Below are 16,241 nucleotides of genomic sequence, written 5' to 3' on the forward strand. Positions count from 1 at the left end.
ACGAGCGCTTCCACAATGCGATCTACGACGGCGCCCACAACGCCTACATCGCCGAGATCACGCTGGCGACGCGCGTACGCGTCCAGCCGTTCCGCCGCGCTCAATTCCGCAATCTCGGCCGTTTGGCAAAATCCCATGCCGAACACGAACGCGTCGTGGTGGCGATCATGCGCGGCGACAAGGCCGGCGCGGCCGGCGCGATGCGCGGCCACATCGAATTGGTGCGTGACGAATATGAAGTCTATGCGGTGTCGGTATGAGCAGTGAAGTCGAAACCGTCGCCGAAATCCTGGCGGCGCATCGCGGCGGCAGTCGCACGCCGGCGCAAACGATCCGTGCCTGCTATCAACGCATCCGCGCCCATGGCGACGACGCGATCTTCATCACCCTGCGCGACGAGGCGGACGCGATCGCCGAAGCCGAGGCGCTCGCAGCGAAGAACTCCTCGCTGCCGCTCTACGGCGTGCCGATTGCAGTGAAGGACAATATCGACGTCGCCGGCCTGCCGACCACCGCCGCCTGCCCGGCCTTTGCGTATCAGCCGGCGCAGGATTCCACCGCGGTCGCGAAGCTGCGCGCCGCCGGCGCGATCATCATCGGCAAGACCAATCTCGATCAATTCGCCACCGGCCTCGTCGGCGTGCGTTCGCCCTACGGCATCCCGCGCAACGTGGTGCGTGCCGATCTCGTGCCCGGCGGCTCCAGCTCAGGTTCGGCCGTCGCGGTCGGCGCCGGCCTGGTGCCGCTGTCGCTCGGCACCGATACGGCCGGCTCGGGCCGCGTGCCGGCGATGCTCAACAACATCGTCGGGCTTAAGCCGAGCGTCGGGATGATCTCGAATGCCGGCCTGGTGCCGGCGTGCAAGACGCTGGATTGCATCTCGGTGTTCGCCCTCACGGTCGACGACGCAGTAACTGCGCTGCAGGTGATGGCGGGAGCCGACGCGGCCGATCCGTTTTCGCGCGAACGGCCGCTGGCAGCGCTTAGCGAGGTGCCGAAGGGGCTGCGGCTCGGCGTGCCGCGGGATGGCCAGCTCTTGTTCTTCGGCGACAAAGCCGCAGAGGCTGCGTATCAGCAAGCGCTGCAGCGCTGGACCAAGCTCGGCGCCGAGCTGGTGCCGTTCGATGTCGAGCCGCTCTACGAGACGGCGCGATTACTTTATGACGGGCCTTGGGTCGCCGAGCGCTATCTGGTGTTGCGCGACTTGCTCGGCCTCGATCCAGACGCCATCCACCCGGTGACACGCGAGATCACGCTCGCCGGCGCGCGGCAGTCGGCAGCTGATACGTTCGCGGCGCTCTACAAGCTGCAGGCGCTGCGCCGTCACGCCGAACGGGCGTTCGCCGATATCGATGCACTGGTGCTCCCGACGGCGCCGACCGCCTACACGGTCGAGCAGGTGCTGGCCAATCCGATCGAACTCAACAGCCGGCTGGGCACCTACACCAACTTCGTCAATCTGCTGGACCTGTGTGGCCTGGCGCTGCCGGCTTCGATCCGCGACGACGGCATTCCGTTCGGCATTACGTTGTTGGCGCCGGGCGGCAGTGATGGGAACCTGGCAAGCCTTGGCCGCGTGTATCACGCCGACACCGGCCTGAGCCTCGGCGCGACGGGCAAGAAGCTGCCGCCGCTGAACAAAGCCACGAGTCAGTCAGGCGCCAACGCGATCTCGATCGCGGTGGTCGGCGCTCATCTCTCCGGCATGGCGCTGAACGGCGAACTCACCTCGCTCGGCGGAAGCCTACTTCGCGCCGCCAAGACTGCGCCGGACTACAAGCTCTACGCGCTGAAGGGCACCTCTCCGGCCAAACCCGGCATGCTCCGGGTCGGGCCCGGTGGCGGCGCGGCGATCGATCTGGAAGTTTGGACGCTGCCGCCAGCGGCCTTCGGCCAGTTCGTCGCCGCGGTGCCACCGCCGCTGTCGATCGGCACGATCAAGCTTGCCGACGGCACGCAGGTCAAAGGCTTTCTGGTCGAACCGGCCGCGCTGGAAGGCGCGCGTGATATCAGCCATTTCGGCGGCTGGCGCGCCTATATGGCCGATCTGGCCAAGGCCGGGTGAGGACGAACGTCCCACGCCGTCATGCCCGGCCTCGTGCCGGGCATCCACGAATGCAGCCGCTGCGGCAAGTAAGACGTGGATGGCCGGGCCTTCGCCACGCCGAAGCGGCTTCTGCCGCGCAGGCGGGACGAGCCCGGCCATGACGGAAGTAAGCGTTTGACCGCCCCTCAGATCGACCACTTCGCCGGATCGGCTGGCTTCTGCTTGTAGATCTCACCGCCGAAGTCGACGTGGAGTTCGGTCCAGGCACCGCGGCCCTGCCGCGCCAACACTTCGAAGTGCTTCGGCCTGCGCTGCGGCTCGCCCTTCGTACTCCAGCCCGCCTCCTTCACCGCTGCGAGCGCGCGCTGCGGGTCGGCCGGTCCATCGGGGTGATGGTGGCCCGGCGGATGATGTGGCTTCTTGTGATGGATGAGGACGGCATCGCGACCCTGCGCGGCGATCCGCGTCACCTTGATTTCCGAAGGGCGGCGCTCGCCCTCCAGCATCACGCGCAGGCCGGCGCTGAGCGGAAATGCTTCCGCTCCTTTCGGACCTAAATCTGCGAGGTGAGTTTCGCCCTGGGCTTCGAGCGTGAAGCGATGGGCAAAGACATGTTGAATAACGCCCGAAAGGGCGACGTTCTCGTGGTGCGGCATCATTTTCTCCGTAGAGCGCCCAACCGCAGGCGCTTCCGGAAAATGGGATGCATCACTCACCAGGCAAGTTGATAGTCGATGGAACTCCGCACACGAAACCGCGAGCGGAGGAAGCCCACGCCTAGCGGAAAAACACTTCCTGGTTGCGGCGCTCGAGTTCCGTCGAATAGGTGCGTAGCACGTGTGCTTCAGTGACGGTTCCGATCACCGTGCGGCTCGTCGCCTTGTCGACGACAACCAACACGTCGGCTTCAGTGCGATCGAACGCCGCCAGAATGTCCTGTACCGACGCTTCGGGTAGCAAGAACTCGCCTTGCTGCTGAGCCAGCGAGGCCAACGCCTCCGGACCGTGCTCCGCCAGACTACTATGCAGATCGGCCGAAGCGACGATGCCACCATAGCTGCCGTCGGCCTGGCGCAACACGATCTGCTTGACGCGGCCGGGTGGGAACAACTTCTCCGCCTCGGCGATCGTCATCGTCTCCGGCGCGGTCTCGAAGTCGGATCGCATCAGCGTGGTGGCGCTGATCTGCTTGACCCAGCCGATGTCCTGTGGTCCGCGAATAACCTCGCCGCGCAGATGGAAGCGCCAGGTCGCGAAGCTGTAGCCGAACAATTCGCGCACGATCATCGCGCTCATCGACGCCGCCACCACGGCGCCGATGGTCACGGAGAAATCGCCGGTCAGTTCGAGCGCCAGACAGATCATGCTGAACGGCGCACCGATGACGCCGGTACCGACCGCCGCCATGCCGGCGACCGCCGCGAAGCCGGGCTGCAGCACAAGATGCGGGAATGGACCGCTCAGCAGCGCGTTGTAGAGCTGACCGACCAGCGAGCCGAGCATCAGCGAGGCGAAGAACAAGCCGCCGCGAAAGCCTGCGCCGATGGTGATTGCCGACGCCAGCGTCTTCAGCAGGATCGTGGTCGCGAGCATCAGCCAGGTCGGGTTGCTGAGCAGCAGAAGCTGCATCGCGCCGTGGCCGGAGCCCAGCACGGTGGGCGTCAACAGGCCGAGCCCGCCGACCAGCGCAGCGCCGATGACGAAGCGCAGCGACCCGCGCAGCCAGGTAATGCGCTGAAAGATACGCTCGGAATACGCCACCGCGAGCATCAGCACGATGCTGAAGAACGCCGCGGCGAGACCGATCGTCATGGTCTGGCCGATCATCTCCACCGAGACCGCCGTCGGCACGTTGGGGATCACCAGGAAGGATTGGTGCGTCAGTTGTCGTGTCACCAGCCACGAGGCCACCGCCGAGGCGATCACCGGGACGAGGCTCGCCGACGTATAGGCGCCGAGCACGACCTCGAAGGCGAAAAACGCTCCGGCGAGCGGGGCGGTGAAAGCGGCGCTGATCGCGCCCGATGCACCGCACGCTACCAGCAGCCGCATATCGGCGCGGCGTGCAGACAACAGCTGACCAAACCACGAACTGAATGCCGAGCAGATTTGCGTGTAGCCGGCCTCGAGCCCGACCGAGCCGCCGCAGCCGTTCGAGATCAGGGTCTGGATCGAAATCAGCACGCTGCCGCGCATCGATACGCGACCGCCATACAGCGCATTGGCCTCGATCGCGTCGGCCAGCCGGCCCTTGAAGCGTCCGACATAGAACACGCTGATCAGCGCCAGGATGATGGCCCCGCCGATCGGCACGAAGATCGTGCGCTGCCAGGGAATCACGCCGTTGGCGCTGAGGCGGGTGTCGAACGGGATGCTGAACAGGACCGAGTGCGCCAACTCGCTGAGCACAGAGATGGTCACGACCAGGAGCCCGGACAGAAGGCCGATGATCACCGCCACGACGACAAGTCCGATTTCCCGATTGCGGACAAAATTCCTGACAGCGGCCGGCAGCAGCCAGCGGCTGGTGGCCGGCGTGCCGGTCTGCACGAAGTCGGGCCTGGTCACGACGCTCATCAGGCAGCCCAGACGATCACGGGAGTTTCCTCGGGAGCCGCGGCAGCCGTGGTGCAGCCGGGCGACGACGCCTCCTCTTAGCGGTGGGCGCGAAAGCGCGCCAGCAGCGCAGGGCTGATCATCGCCTAAAAACCCCGGCCGGCACTCGATTTCTTCCACGACGACTGTATGATTCAGGCGATTTGCAGCGGAGGGTTAAGGATGGCGCGCAGAGCGGTGGTCGGCGTGATCGGCAACGCCCATCTCGTCGAGAACCGGTTCGCCGTCCAGCATGTGGGCGAACGCAACCTGCGGGCGGTGGCCGAGGTCGCGAACGCGCTGCCGCTGATGTTCGCCGGTGATCCCGAGATCACCGATCTCGAGCAACTGCTCGAACTGGTAGACGGCATACTGCTCACCGGTGCCCGCGCCAACGTTCACCCGGCCCACTTCAACACCGAACCCAATCCCCGCCACGAGCCCTACGATCCGGCGCGGGACGCGATGGCGCTGGCGCTGGTGCGCACCTGCGTCGATCGCGGCGTGCCGCTGCTCGGCATCTGCCGCGGCTTTCAGGAAATGAACGTCGCCTATGGCGGCTCGCTGCACCCGGAAATCCGCGAACTGCCCGGGCGCATGAACCACCGCATGCCAAGGCTTCCGACCGGCGAAATTCATCCTGATGCCGAAGTCGTGTTCGCCGACCGGCATTCGGTGCAGCTCAGCCAGGGCGGCGAGTTCGAGAAGCTGTTCGGCCGCGATCTGATCCGGGTGAATTCGCTGCACGGCCAGGGCATCCTGGTGCCGGGCGAACGCGTGGTGATCGAGGGCATCGCCGAGGACGGCACCATCGAAGCCATCAGGATCGAAGGCGCGCCCGGCTTCGCTCTCGGCGTGCAGTGGCACGCCGAATACGACCCGCAGCGCAACCCGATCAACCGCGCGCTGTTTCTCGCCTTCGGTGCGGCCATCGCGGCGTATCGCGATCACCGCCACAAGCCGTTCGCCGGTTTGCGGCGATCGGGCTAGTGCAGCCGCGCTGCTAGCTCGGTTTCAATGGAAACAGAACCGACGCTCATCAATACCGCAACAGTCAAGACCTCATGGTAAGGAGGCGCGTAGCGCCGTCTCGAACCATGGGCCGCAAGCACACGTGGCCTCATCCTTCGAGACGCCCCGGTCTCGCCCTCCGGGCGACACCGGCGCTCCTCAGGATGAGGACTCAGTGCATACAGCCGCTTAATTCTTCCCAAACCGCCGCTTCACATCACGCACGGCACCATTCGCGGCGCTGGTAGTGAGCAATGCGTAGGCCTGCAGCGCGGCCGAGACGTTGCGCTGGCGATCCTTCGGGGTGAAGGCGGCATCGCCACGCGTACGCTCTTCCTCGCCCCGCTTCGCCAGTTCGGCATCCGAGACATCGAGTGAGATCGTGCGGTTGGGAATGTCGATCGAAATCCGGTCGCCATCGCGCACCAAACCGATGGGGCCGCCTTCGGCCGCTTCCGGCGAAACGTGGCCGATCGACAGGCCCGAGGTGCCGCCGGAGAAGCGGCCGTCGGTGATCAGCGCACAGGCTTTGCCCAGCCCCTTCGATTTCAGGTAGCTGGTCGGATACAGCATCTCCTGCATGCCGGGGCCACCGCGCGGGCCTTCGTAGCGGATCACCACGACATCACCGGCGACGATCTTGTTGGTGAGGATCGCCGACACCGCGTCGTCCTGGCTCTCGAACACCTTCACCGGACCGGAAAATTTCAGGATCGAGGCATCGACGCCGGCAGTCTTCACGATGCAGCCGTCCTGCGCGATGTTGCCGTACAGCACAGCCAAGCCGCCGTCCTTGCTGAACGCATGGGCGACGTCGCGGATCACGCCCTTCTCGCGGTCGAGATCGAGCTCGTCGTAGCGGCGCTCCTGGCTGAACGCGGTCTGCGACGGCACGCCGCCGGGCGCCGCGCGGAAGAAAGTCCGCACGCTCTCGCTGTTACTCTGGCGGATGTCCCAGCGCGCCAGTGCCGCGCCGAGCGTTTCCGAATGCACGGTTGTGCAGGACGTATCGAGCAGGCCGCCGCGATCGAGTTCGCCGAGGATGGCCATGATGCCGCCTGCGCGATGCACGTCTTCCATATGCACGTCGGACACCGAGGGCGCGATCTTGCTGAGGCACGGCACGCGGCGCGACAGCCGGTCGATATCCTTCATCGAGAAATCGAGTTCGGCCTCGCGCGCCGCGGCGAGCAGATGCAGTACGGTGTTGGTGGAGCCGCCCATCGCGATATCGAGCGTCATGGCGTTCTCGAACGCCTTGAAGTTCGCGATATTACGCGGCAGCACCGAGGCGTCGTCGTTCTCGTAGTAACGCCGCGCAAGATCGACGATGGTGTGGCCGGCCTCGACGAACAGCCGCTTGCGGTCGGCATGCGTCGCCAGCACCGAGCCGTTGCCGGGCAGCGAAAGGCCGAGGGCCTCGGTAAGGCAGTTCATCGAGTTGGCGGTGAACATGCCCGAGCACGAGCCGCAGGTCGGGCACGCCGAGCGCTCCATCGTCTGCACGTCTTCATCGCTCATGCTGCTGTCGGCGGCCGCAACCATCGCGTCGATCAGGTCGACCGCGTGGGTCTTGCCCTTGAGCACCACCTTGCCGGCTTCCATCGGGCCGCCGGAGACGAACACGGCCGGAATGTTCAGCCGCATCGCCGCCATCAGCATGCCGGGCGTGATCTTGTCGCAATTCGAAATGCACACCATCGCGTCGGCGCAGTGCGCGTTGACCATGTACTCGACGCTGTCGGCAATCAGTTCGCGCGACGGCAGCGAGTACAGCATGCCGTCGTGGCCCATTGCGATGCCGTCGTCGACCGCGATCGTGTTGAACTCCTTGGCGACGCCGCCGGCCGCTTCGATCTCACGCGCGACGAGCTGGCCGAGATCCTTGAGGTGGACATGGCCGGGCACGAACTGCGTGAACGAATTGACGACCGCGATAATCGGCTTGCCGAAATCAGAGTCCTTCATGCCGGTGGCGCGCCAAAGGCCGCGGGCACCGGCCATGTTGCGGCCGTGGGTCGTCGTTCTGGATCGATAGGCTGGCATTGAACTGTTCCGTGAAATGTCCGTCGCGGAGGCGCGCCGGCCGGAAAGCCGGCTCGAGTGAGAAAGGCGCGCCGCAGGATTGCGACCATATGCAAGCCTTACTGCAGAACCTGCCACCTCTCAATGGCGAGTGGCGCGGGAGCGCATGCGTCAGCCCCTGTGAAACCGCAAGCGTTCGAGGAACACCGCCCGCGCGAGCCCTAAAAGTAAACTTGTCTGTCTACATGTAATGTTATAACATTACATATTCAATCCCCATGAGGTCGATGCGATGGACGCTTCTTTGCTTCCGGTCACCGTGCTGTCCGGCTTTCTCGGTGCCGGCAAAACCACCCTGCTCAATCGCATGCTGGCGAACCGCGAAGGCCGTCGGATCGCGGTGATCGTCAACGACATGAGCGAGGTAAACATCGACGCCGAACTGGTGCGGCAGGAAGGTGGGCTGACACGATCGGAAGAAACCCTGGTCGAGATGACCAACGGCTGCATCTGCTGCACGCTGCGCGAGGATCTGCTGCTCGAGGTCCGCAAGCTCGCCGAAAGCGGCAAGTTCGACGCGCTGGTGATCGAATCCACCGGCATCGCCGAGCCGCTGCCGGTCGCCGCGACGTTCGAATTCCGCGACGAGAACGGCGCCAGCCTGTCCGACATTGCGCGCCTCGACACGATGGTGACCGTGGTCGACACCGCCAATCTGCTGGCGAATTATTCCAGCCAGGAATTCTTGCGCGACCGCGGCGAAGTCGCCGGCGACGATGATGAGCGCACGCTGGTCGATTTGCTCGTCGAGCAGATCGAATTCGCAGACGTCATCGTGCTCAACAAGGTGTCGGCGACCTCACCGGGCCGGCGCGAAGCCGCGCGATCGATCGTGCGGGCGCTGAACTCCGATGCGAAGATCATCGAAGCCGACTTCGCCGACGTGCCGCTGTCGTCAGTACTTCACACCGGGCTGTTCGACTTCGAGCGCGCGCATCAGCACCCGCTGTGGTTCAAGGAGCTGAACGGCTTCGCCGACCACATTCCCGAGACCGAGGAATACGGCATCCGCTCGTTCGTCTACCGGGCGCGGCGGCCGTTTCATCCAATGCTCTTCCAGTCGTTCTGCAATCGCAGCTGGCCGGGCGTAATCCGCGCCAAGGGTTTCTTCTGGCTGGCGACGCGGCCACAGCATGTCGGCGAAATCGCCCAGGCCGGCGCGATGGTGCGGACTTCGAAGCGCGGCGTGTGGTGGTCGGCGGTGCCGAAGACGCGGTGGCCCGACAGTGCGGAGTGGCACAAGGCGATGAAACCTTATCTCGACCCGGTGTGGGGTGATCGCCGCCAGGAGATCGTCTTCATCGGCACTGGCGACATGGACGAGGCGGCGCTGCGCCGCCAGCTCGACATGTGCTTGGTGGGTGACGACGCTCAATTCACGCCCGACGCGTGGCGACAGCTTCCAGATCCGTTCCCGAACTGGGCGGCAGCGCAGAACTGATCGAGGTCGACTCTGGGCCGCTGGAACCGCCCGCATTGTTGGTGGTTCGGAACTTTGTGCACGGTCCCTGCTTGACCTACGGTTCCGCGGATAGCAGCGGCGCGACGCCGCGCCGCCGCGGACCAGTGGGCGGCGATGGCTAAGCCACAGCAGGACGAACGGGAGCAATTTGCCCCCAGGCAAGACGGCGCGGGCAATCGCGGCGAGGCGCGGATCACCGAGCGCGAAGCCGACGACATCGAATCCCGATCGGCGCCGCGGACGCCGGTCATCTACGAAGTCGTCCGCCGCTCTGGCGAAGAGGAGATGGCGCGGCCGGTGGTGTCGCTGTGGTGGTCGGGGGTGGCTGCCGGGCTATCGATCAGCTTCTCGCTGCTCGCCCAGGCGATCCTGCAACACTCTTTCGAGCCGTCGAGCTGGCGGCACCTGGTCAGCAGTTTCGGCTATTCAGTCGGCTTTCTGATGGTCGTACTCGGCCGCCAGCAACTCTTCACCGAGAACACCATCACGGTGGTGCTGCCGGTGATGGCGAGCTGGTCACGCCGCGACCTCGGCCGCGCCGGGCGGCTGTGGGCGGTGGTGTTGCTGGCGAATTTCGCCGGCACGTTGTTCGCCGCTGCGTTCTGCAGTTTCACGTCGGTGATCACGCCCGAGCTCAAGCGCGACATGATCGAGATCAGCCGTCATGTGTTCGAATACGGCTTCGTCGAAACCGTATTCAAGGCGATCGCCGCCGGCTTTCTGGTCGCCGCGCTGGTGTGGTTGCTACCCAGCACCGAAGGCGGTCAGGTCGGACTGATCGTGATCATGACCACGGTGATTTCGGCCGGCGGCTTCATGCACATCGTCGCCGGCAGCATGGAGGCATTCCTGCTGATGTGGGAGGGCATGGCCAGCGTCGGCCAAGTGATCGGCGGCTTCATCGTGCCGACGCTGATCGGCAACGTGCTCGGCGGCACCGCGTTGTTCGCGCTGCTCGCCTATGCGCAGGTGATGAAGGAGATGGATTAATCAGCTGCCACGCGTGACGGCAGGCAGCAGATTAATCCGGCCAGCGCCAGACAGCCGACCGGTGCCGCCAGGGCGAGCCGGCCATAGGTCGCGAAGCCGAGCGCGCCGATCACCGCGCCGAGGATGAAGCCGAACCACATCAGGGATTCCAGCACCACATCTTTGAAGCTGCCGCCAAGTATGGCCTCCGACAATTTCTCACCGACCCTCACCAGCATTCCGGTCATGAAGGTGAGACTGACTTTCCTTCCCGCTGCCTGATGCATCGCCGTGTTCTGCAGGCCCATGGCGAAGGTCATGAGCAGGACTGCGACGTGCAAAGCCACTGTTGGCAATAATGACAATACGAGCAGTAGCGCCTCGACGATAAGAACGACGGCGCGACACCAGCCGCCGGCTACGACCACCAGCAGGCGACCGATCACCACGCCAAGCAGGAACGTGGCGATGATCACGGCAGGGAGCGTCGCTGTCTTCCAGTCGGTCTGCGCTAACGCCAGACCGAGCTGGGTCGAGTTGCCGCTCATGAATGAGACGAACAGGTTGCCGAGTTCGAGAAAGCCAACCGCATCGACAAAGCCGGCGACGGCGGCCAGCACAAGCGCAAGCGCCAATTCACCGCGACCGCCTGCAGTCATGTGGACACGCTATGGTTCGGGCAACTCGGCGAGCACTTTATCGGGCGTGATCGGATAGCTCCGCACCCGCACGCCGGAGGCGTGATAGATGGCGTTGCAGATCGCGCCCGCCGCGCCACAGATGCCGAGCTCGCCGACGCCCTTGGCCTGCAGCGGGCTCGCCGCCGGATCGCGCTCGTCGAGCAGCACCACGTCGAGCTTGGGCACGTCGAGATTGACGGGCAGATGATACTCGGCAAGGTCCGGATTGACGATGTGGCCGTTGCGCTTGTCGAATACCAAATCTTCGGTCAGCGCGCTGCCGATGCCCCACACCATGCCGCCCATGCATTGCGAGGTCGCGGTCTTGGCATTGAGCGGACGGCCGAAGCCGAATGTCCCTTGAAAGCGCCGCACGCGGACTTCGCCGGTGTAGGCATTGACGCCGACCTCGGCGAAGAACGCGCCGTACATCGCGGCCGAGAAGGCATCAGTTATTTTGCCGGCCTTGAAGTGCCCGACTTCTTCGAAGTGGTCGCCCGACAGCACGTCGGTCAGCGCCACACGGCGATTGCCGGCCGTCGCAAAGCCGTCTCGCAAAGTCAGCTCGGTTTCAGTGCAACCGAGCCGCTTCGCCAGCTCAGCACGGATCGCCTCGCAGGCGACGAATACGGCGGAGCCGGTCGAGGGTGCACCCCAGCTTCCGCCCGAGCCCGCACCGGGCGGAAAATTAGAGTCGCCGAGCTTCACCGAAACGTCCTTGATATCGAGCCCGAGCATTTCGCCGGCGATCTGGCTCAGCACCGCATAGGTGCCGGTGCCGATGTCGGTCATGTCGCTGGCGACCTCGGCGGTGCCGTCGGCGCGCAACGTCACCCGCGCTTGCGCCTCGTTGAGATTGTGGACGCGGCAGGCCGTCGCCATTCCAGTCCCGATCCACCACTCGCCGTCGCGTAGCTGCGCCGGCTTGCGATCGGCGCTCCAGCCGAAGCGCTTTGCGCCATCGCGTAGACACTCGGCGAGCTTGCGCGAGCTATAAGGAATATCCTTGCTCGGATGACGTTCCGGAATGTTGCGCAGGCGCAGTTCAACCGGATCGATCCCGATCTGATTAGCCAACTCGTCCATCGCCGATTCGAGGCATTGCATGCCGACGGCTTCGCCCGGCGCACGCACCGAGCCGGCGGTGACGAGATGGATGCGGGCGAGATCCACGCGGAGCGTACGGTTCTTGCCGGGGTACAAGAACTCGCTGGCCTGCGTCACCGGCTCGGCGAAATCCTCGTCCGGCAGATTCGACACCTTGGCTTCATGGCCGAAGCCGATCAGCCGGCCGTCTTTGTCGGCGGCGAGACGTAGCCGCTGCGTCGTTTCGGAGCGGCGCATTACGCATTGAAACACCTGCTGGCGCAACAGCACCACGCGCACCGGCCGCTTCAGCTTGATCGCCGCCACCGCCGCGGCGGCTCCTTCGACGCTAACGCCGAGCTTGGAGCCGAAGCCGCCGCCGACATAGGGCGATAGAAGGCGCACCTTCTCCGTGGAGAGGCCGAGCGCGTCCGCCATCTCCTTGACGTTGTATTTGATCATCTGCAGGCTGGTATGAACCGTAAGCTTGTCGCCGTCCCATTCGGCGATCGAGGCATGCGGCTCCATCGGCGCGCTATTGTGGCATTCGGTCGTGTACGTGACGTCGACGGCAAACGCCGCCTGCTTCATCACATGTCCGAGATCGCCCTGGACAACCGGATCGCCGTAGGGTTCGACCGGCGCGTCGGCATCGTGCTGATCGACGATCGCATCTTCATCAGCCTGATACTCGATACGCAGATGCTTGGCAGCATCGCGCGCCTGCTCGAAGCTTTCGGCAACAACCAGCGCGACCGGCTGGCCCCAATACTCCACGCGGTCGATCTGACGCACTGGTGACTTGCCGGCACCGCCTTGGGCCGAGCGCGCCGTCATCCGCTCATCGGCGATCACGGCAATGACGCCCGGCATCGACATGACTGAACTGTCGTCGATCGACGCAACCCGCCCCTTGCTGATCGCCGCGGTAACCAGCACGCCTTCGACGCAGCCGGGAATGTTGTATTCGGCAGCATATTTGGCGGTGCCTGTGGTCTTGGCTGGGCCATCGGGCCGGTCCAGCGGCTTGCCGATGACGCCCTGCGCCATCGCGTCGAGACGATTACGCTCGTCCGGCGCGTCCATGGTCAGCAAACGGGTCATGCGGCGTCTCCTGTCGCTTCGCGCAGCACAGCCTTGAGCGCGCGCCTTGCGAGCGGAATCTTGAAGTCGTTGTCGCCATAGCCCTGAGCGCCTTCGAGCAGCAGGTCGGCGGCCTTGTCGGCGAGCGCGTCCGACGGCATCGCGCCGGCGAGCAATTCGTCGATGCGCGGGTCGTGCCACGGCTTGTGCGCCAGACCGCCGAAGGCCAGCGAAGCCGCGGCGATCTTGCCGCCCTCCATCCGCACCACCGCGGCGATCGACACCAGCGCAAACGCATAGGACGAGCGCTCACGCACTTTGCGGTAGATTTGCCGGCCACCGGCCGGCGGCGGCAGCGCGACGGCGGTGATCATGTCGCCGGGCTCCAGCACATTGTCCTTCTCGGGCGTATCGCCGGGCAAACGATGGAAGCCGCGCACTGGGACGTGGCGTTTGCGACCCTGCGCCGTGGTGATCTCGACCTGCGCATTCAGCGCGGCGAGCGCCACCGCCATGTCGCCCGGATAGGTCGCGATACAAGCATCGCTCGTACCCAGGATGGCGTGAATTCGATTAAAGCCACCGATCGCCGAACAGCCGCTTCCCGGCCGGCGTTTGTTGCACGGCGTGTCGATGTTGTAGAAATAGTAGCAGCGCGTGCGCTGGCACAGATTGCCGGCCGTGGTCGCCTTATTGCGGAGCTGGAACGTCGCGCCGGCCAGGATGGCTCGGGACAGCACCGGATAGTCGCGGCGGATGCGCTCATCGGCCGCACAAGCACTGTTGCTGACAAGCGCGCCGATGCGCACCCCCTCGCCGTCCGGTTCGATGCCACCAAGCGGCAGGCGGTTGATGTCGACCAGCCGTTCCGGCGCCTCGATCTGCAGCTTCATCAGATCGAGCAGGTTGGTGCCGCCGGCGATCGGCCGTGCGCCCTCGCGCGCCAGCTGTACCGCGTGGTCGAGTCCGTCGGCGCGCGAATACAGAAACGGCCTCACCGCTGCGCCTCCATGATTTCGACGATGGCATCGACGATGTTGGAGTACGCGCCGCAACGGCAGAGATTTCCGCTCATGCGCTCGGCGATCTCGTCGCGCGTCAACCGCACCTCGCCGGTGATGTCCGGCGTCACGAAGCTCGGCCAACCTAACGCCGCCTCGTCCAGCATCGCTTTCGCCGAACAGATCTGGCCCGGTGTACAATAGCCGCACTGATAGCCGTCGTGTCGAACGAAAGCCGCCTGCAGCGGATGCATGTTCTGCGGGTCGCCGAGGCCCTCGATGGTGGTGATCGCGTCGCCATCGTGCATGACCGCCAGCGTCAGGCAGGAATTGATACGCTGGCCGTTGATCAGCACGGTGCAGGCGCCGCACTGTCCGTGGTCGCAGCCCTTCTTGGTGCCGGTCAGGTTGCAGTCACGGCGCAAATAATCGAGCAGAGTGGTGCGCGGATCGCCGTCGAATGTGCGCTCCGTCCCGTTGATCGTCAGCGGCATGTGGAACTCCGTTGAGGCCGCGGCTCAACGCACCGCATCGGCGATGGTTCTAATGAAAGTCCCATTATCGGGAGAGCGACCGACAATTCCTATCGGGCCGCCCCACCTCGCAGTCCCGTCCGGAATTGGAACGACGCTGCAGCGCCGCGTCGCCCGACGCGTGCATTGGGCATGCGAGGCAGCGAAGCGACGATCCAACTTTATGAGTTGCGCGAGATCGCCACCGGCTTGGCTATCCTTGCTACCGGTTCGCCTGCGTCGGGGTGGAGCCGCGTCGGCGGCGATGCCCTGGAGATCGGCACTCTGGTGACGCAGCTCGACGGCAATCCGAAGCGCAGCAATGTCGCGATGGCGCTTGCTGCTGTCGGCGGAGTCACGATGCTCGACGTCGCTTGCGCGCGGGCACTAACGTCCAATCAATCGCGTCGGCCGCGCTGATTCGCACGCCCTTCGACCAAGGTGGCGGCGCGATGCTAACACATCGCGCCGCTTTCAATTGTCAGGGCGTCTGTTGGATCACCGGCTCGGCCGGCCGCATGTTGTCATTGAGGTGGCCCATGATCCAGATCGAGCCGCCGACAACCAGGAACACGATGAGCAGGCCGAAGGCGAGCGCCATCACGTTGTTGGTGTTGTCGGGACCGGTGGTGATGTGCAGGAAGAACACCAGATGGATGCCCATCTGCGCGATGGCCAGCACGCCGAGCGCGACGGGAATGCTGGGCTGCCACACCAGCGTGGTGCCGGCGATAAAGAAGGACGTCACGGTGAGGACGATCGACAGGCCGAGACCCGTCACGTAGCCCATGACGCGATGGCCGACGTCGACTTCTTCTTCGTCACCGGGTGCGAGATCGTAGGCGTGACCGTGCGCCTGTTGGGCCTTTTGCTCGCTCATGTTGCTTTCCCGAGAAGATAGACCATGGAGAAAATTCCCACCCAGATGATGTCAAGGGCGTGCCAGAACAGCGCGAAGCACAGGATGCGGCGCTGGATGTCGGCGCGGAAGCCTTTGCTCCAGACCTGCGCCATCATCGTCAACAGCCACAGCGTGCCGGCGGAAACGTGCAAGCCGTGGCAACCCACCAACGAAAAGAACGAACTGAGAAACGCACTGCGCGAGGGACCCGCGCCGCGCTCGATCAGCTCGGAGAATTCGTGGAATTCGAGCCCGAGGAAGCAAATACCCAGAACGGCCGTCGCGGCCATCGAGATCTGAAACCATTTGACGTTGCGGACGTCGGCGGCGATCGCCGCCATGCCGCAGGTGAAGCTCGAGGCGAGCAGCACCGCGGTTTCGATCGCGACCGTGGTGAGGTCGAACAGCTGTTGTTTGCTAGGCTCGCCTGCGGTCTGAGCTCGATAACAATGCGTAAGCAGCGAAGATGCAGGCTAAGAAAATGATTTCGGAAAGCAAGAAGATGCAGAAGCAGTAAGCACGCGCCGAAATCTCGGATAACCTCGAGCGCGTAGATGTTGTCAACAATATGTGCGGCATCTTCCAGGATCACCAAATTCAAGCCAGTCGGTCGAGGCGGCGCGAATGGCGCAAAGCAGGATTTACACCCTCGGCGGCAAGAGCATACAAGTTAGAGTATAGCTCTATGTCGATCACCAGAATCAAGGATGGAAATTGGTAAATCCATCACGCCTAGTTGGATGTACAACAGGTGGGTCGAAGCCATCGTGCGACTATGCCGAAGCCAGGATGTCGGACGGTTCGATCAA

At 64.5% G+C, this 16,241-nt stretch carries 14 protein-coding genes and 1 pseudogene; 6 read left to right on the plus strand and 9 right to left on the minus strand.

The genetic code is table 11. The features are described 5' to 3' along the window. Both I5M_RS14025 and atzF read left to right on the plus strand, forming a co-directional pair. The coding region (locus I5M_RS14025) for an FCD domain-containing protein (RefSeq protein WP_022721971.1) at positions 1–260 on the plus strand (260 nt) is incomplete at its 5' end. Beyond that, the gene (gene atzF / locus I5M_RS14030) at positions 257–2,065 is read left to right on the plus strand and encodes an allophanate hydrolase (RefSeq protein ID WP_022721972.1); all 1,809 of its coding nucleotides are present in this window, start codon (positions 257–259) and stop codon (positions 2,063–2,065) included. The genes I5M_RS14025 and atzF, both read left to right, overlap by 4 nt. 167 nt (positions 2,066–2,232) lie before the next feature. Here the strand turns inward: atzF and I5M_RS14035 are convergent, their stop codons facing one another. Together I5M_RS14035 and I5M_RS14040 are read right to left on the minus strand one after the other, a co-directional pair. Further along, positions 2,233–2,703, minus strand: a complete 471-nt coding sequence (locus I5M_RS14035) for a hypothetical protein (protein ID WP_031336367.1) — start codon at positions 2,701–2,703, stop codon at positions 2,233–2,235. Positions 2,704–2,824: 121 nt separating this feature from the next. Further along, positions 2,825–4,624: a chloride channel protein gene (locus I5M_RS14040; RefSeq protein WP_022721974.1), complete on the minus strand. Its 1,800-nt coding sequence runs from the start codon at positions 4,622–4,624 to the stop codon at positions 2,825–2,827. Positions 4,625–4,825: 201 nt separating this feature from the next. On the opposite strand from I5M_RS14040, the gene I5M_RS14045 reads away from it, so the two are divergent. Further along, positions 4,826–5,632, plus strand: coding sequence for a gamma-glutamyl-gamma-aminobutyrate hydrolase family protein (locus I5M_RS14045; RefSeq protein ID WP_022721975.1), 807 nt, complete (start codon positions 4,826–4,828; stop codon positions 5,630–5,632). A gap of 210 nt (positions 5,633–5,842) precedes the next feature. On the opposite strand, the gene ilvD is transcribed toward I5M_RS14045, so the two are convergent. Continuing rightward, complete coding sequence (ilvD, locus tag I5M_RS14050; RefSeq protein ID WP_022721976.1) at positions 5,843–7,699, minus strand: dihydroxy-acid dehydratase; 1,857 nt, start codon at positions 7,697–7,699, stop codon at positions 5,843–5,845. Between the two features lie 271 nt (positions 7,700–7,970). Here ilvD and I5M_RS14055 point away from each other — a divergent pair, with 271 nt between their 5' ends. Together I5M_RS14055 and I5M_RS14060 are read left to right on the plus strand one after the other, a co-directional pair. Then, a complete protein-coding gene (locus I5M_RS14055) occupies positions 7,971–9,179 on the plus strand; it encodes a GTP-binding protein (RefSeq protein WP_022721977.1) in 1,209 nt (402 codons plus the stop codon). Positions 9,180–9,314: 135 nt separating this feature from the next. Continuing rightward, positions 9,315–10,190 (plus strand): formate/nitrite transporter family protein, encoded by an 876-nt coding sequence (locus I5M_RS14060; RefSeq protein WP_022721978.1) that lies wholly within the window; start codon positions 9,315–9,317, stop codon positions 10,188–10,190. Here I5M_RS14060 and I5M_RS14065 read toward each other — a convergent pair. Genes I5M_RS14065 through I5M_RS14080 form a run of 4 tightly spaced genes read right to left on the minus strand, consistent with a single transcriptional unit; the run spans position 10,187 to position 14,513 of the window. Then, on the minus strand, positions 10,187–10,828 hold the full coding sequence (locus I5M_RS14065) for a YoaK family protein (protein ID WP_022721979.1): 642 nt from the start codon (positions 10,826–10,828) through the stop codon (positions 10,187–10,189). The genes I5M_RS14060 and I5M_RS14065 overlap by 4 nt on opposite strands. A 9-nt stretch (positions 10,829–10,837) precedes the next feature. Further along, entirely contained in the window at positions 10,838–13,039 is a 2,202-nt protein-coding gene (locus tag I5M_RS14070) for a xanthine dehydrogenase family protein molybdopterin-binding subunit (protein WP_031336370.1), read from the minus strand. Then, positions 13,036–14,016 carry a xanthine dehydrogenase family protein subunit M gene (locus I5M_RS14075; RefSeq protein WP_022721981.1) on the minus strand — a complete coding sequence of 327 codons (981 nt, stop codon included), beginning with the start codon at positions 14,014–14,016 and terminating at the stop codon, positions 13,036–13,038. The genes I5M_RS14070 and I5M_RS14075 overlap by 4 nt, the downstream gene beginning before the upstream one ends. Beyond that, on the minus strand, positions 14,013–14,513 hold the full coding sequence (locus I5M_RS14080; protein WP_022721982.1) for a 2Fe-2S iron-sulfur cluster-binding protein: 501 nt from the start codon (positions 14,511–14,513) through the stop codon (positions 14,013–14,015). Before I5M_RS14080 ends, I5M_RS14075 begins: the two co-directional genes overlap by 4 nt. Before the next feature lie 171 nt (positions 14,514–14,684). Here I5M_RS14080 and I5M_RS29760 point away from each other — a divergent pair, with 171 nt between their 5' ends. Then, positions 14,685–14,951 carry a hypothetical protein gene (locus I5M_RS29760; RefSeq protein WP_051048754.1) on the plus strand — a complete coding sequence of 89 codons (267 nt, stop codon included), beginning with the start codon at positions 14,685–14,687 and terminating at the stop codon, positions 14,949–14,951. Between the two features lie 61 nt (positions 14,952–15,012). Here the strand turns inward: I5M_RS29760 and cyoD are convergent, their stop codons facing one another. Together cyoD and I5M_RS29765 are read right to left on the minus strand one after the other, a co-directional pair. Next, positions 15,013–15,411 (minus strand): cytochrome o ubiquinol oxidase subunit IV, encoded by a 399-nt coding sequence (gene cyoD / locus I5M_RS14090; protein ID WP_022721984.1) that lies wholly within the window; start codon positions 15,409–15,411, stop codon positions 15,013–15,015. Then, positions 15,408–16,011: pseudogene (locus I5M_RS29765) on the minus strand (cytochrome (ubi)quinol oxidase subunit III). The gene cyoD and the pseudogene I5M_RS29765 overlap by 4 nt, the downstream one beginning before the upstream one ends. Positions 16,012–16,241 lie beyond the last annotated feature (230 nt).

Source organism: Rhodopseudomonas sp. B29, assembly GCF_000333455.1.
In the GTDB taxonomy this organism is placed as follows: Bacteria; Pseudomonadota; Alphaproteobacteria; order Rhizobiales; family Xanthobacteraceae; genus Rhodopseudomonas.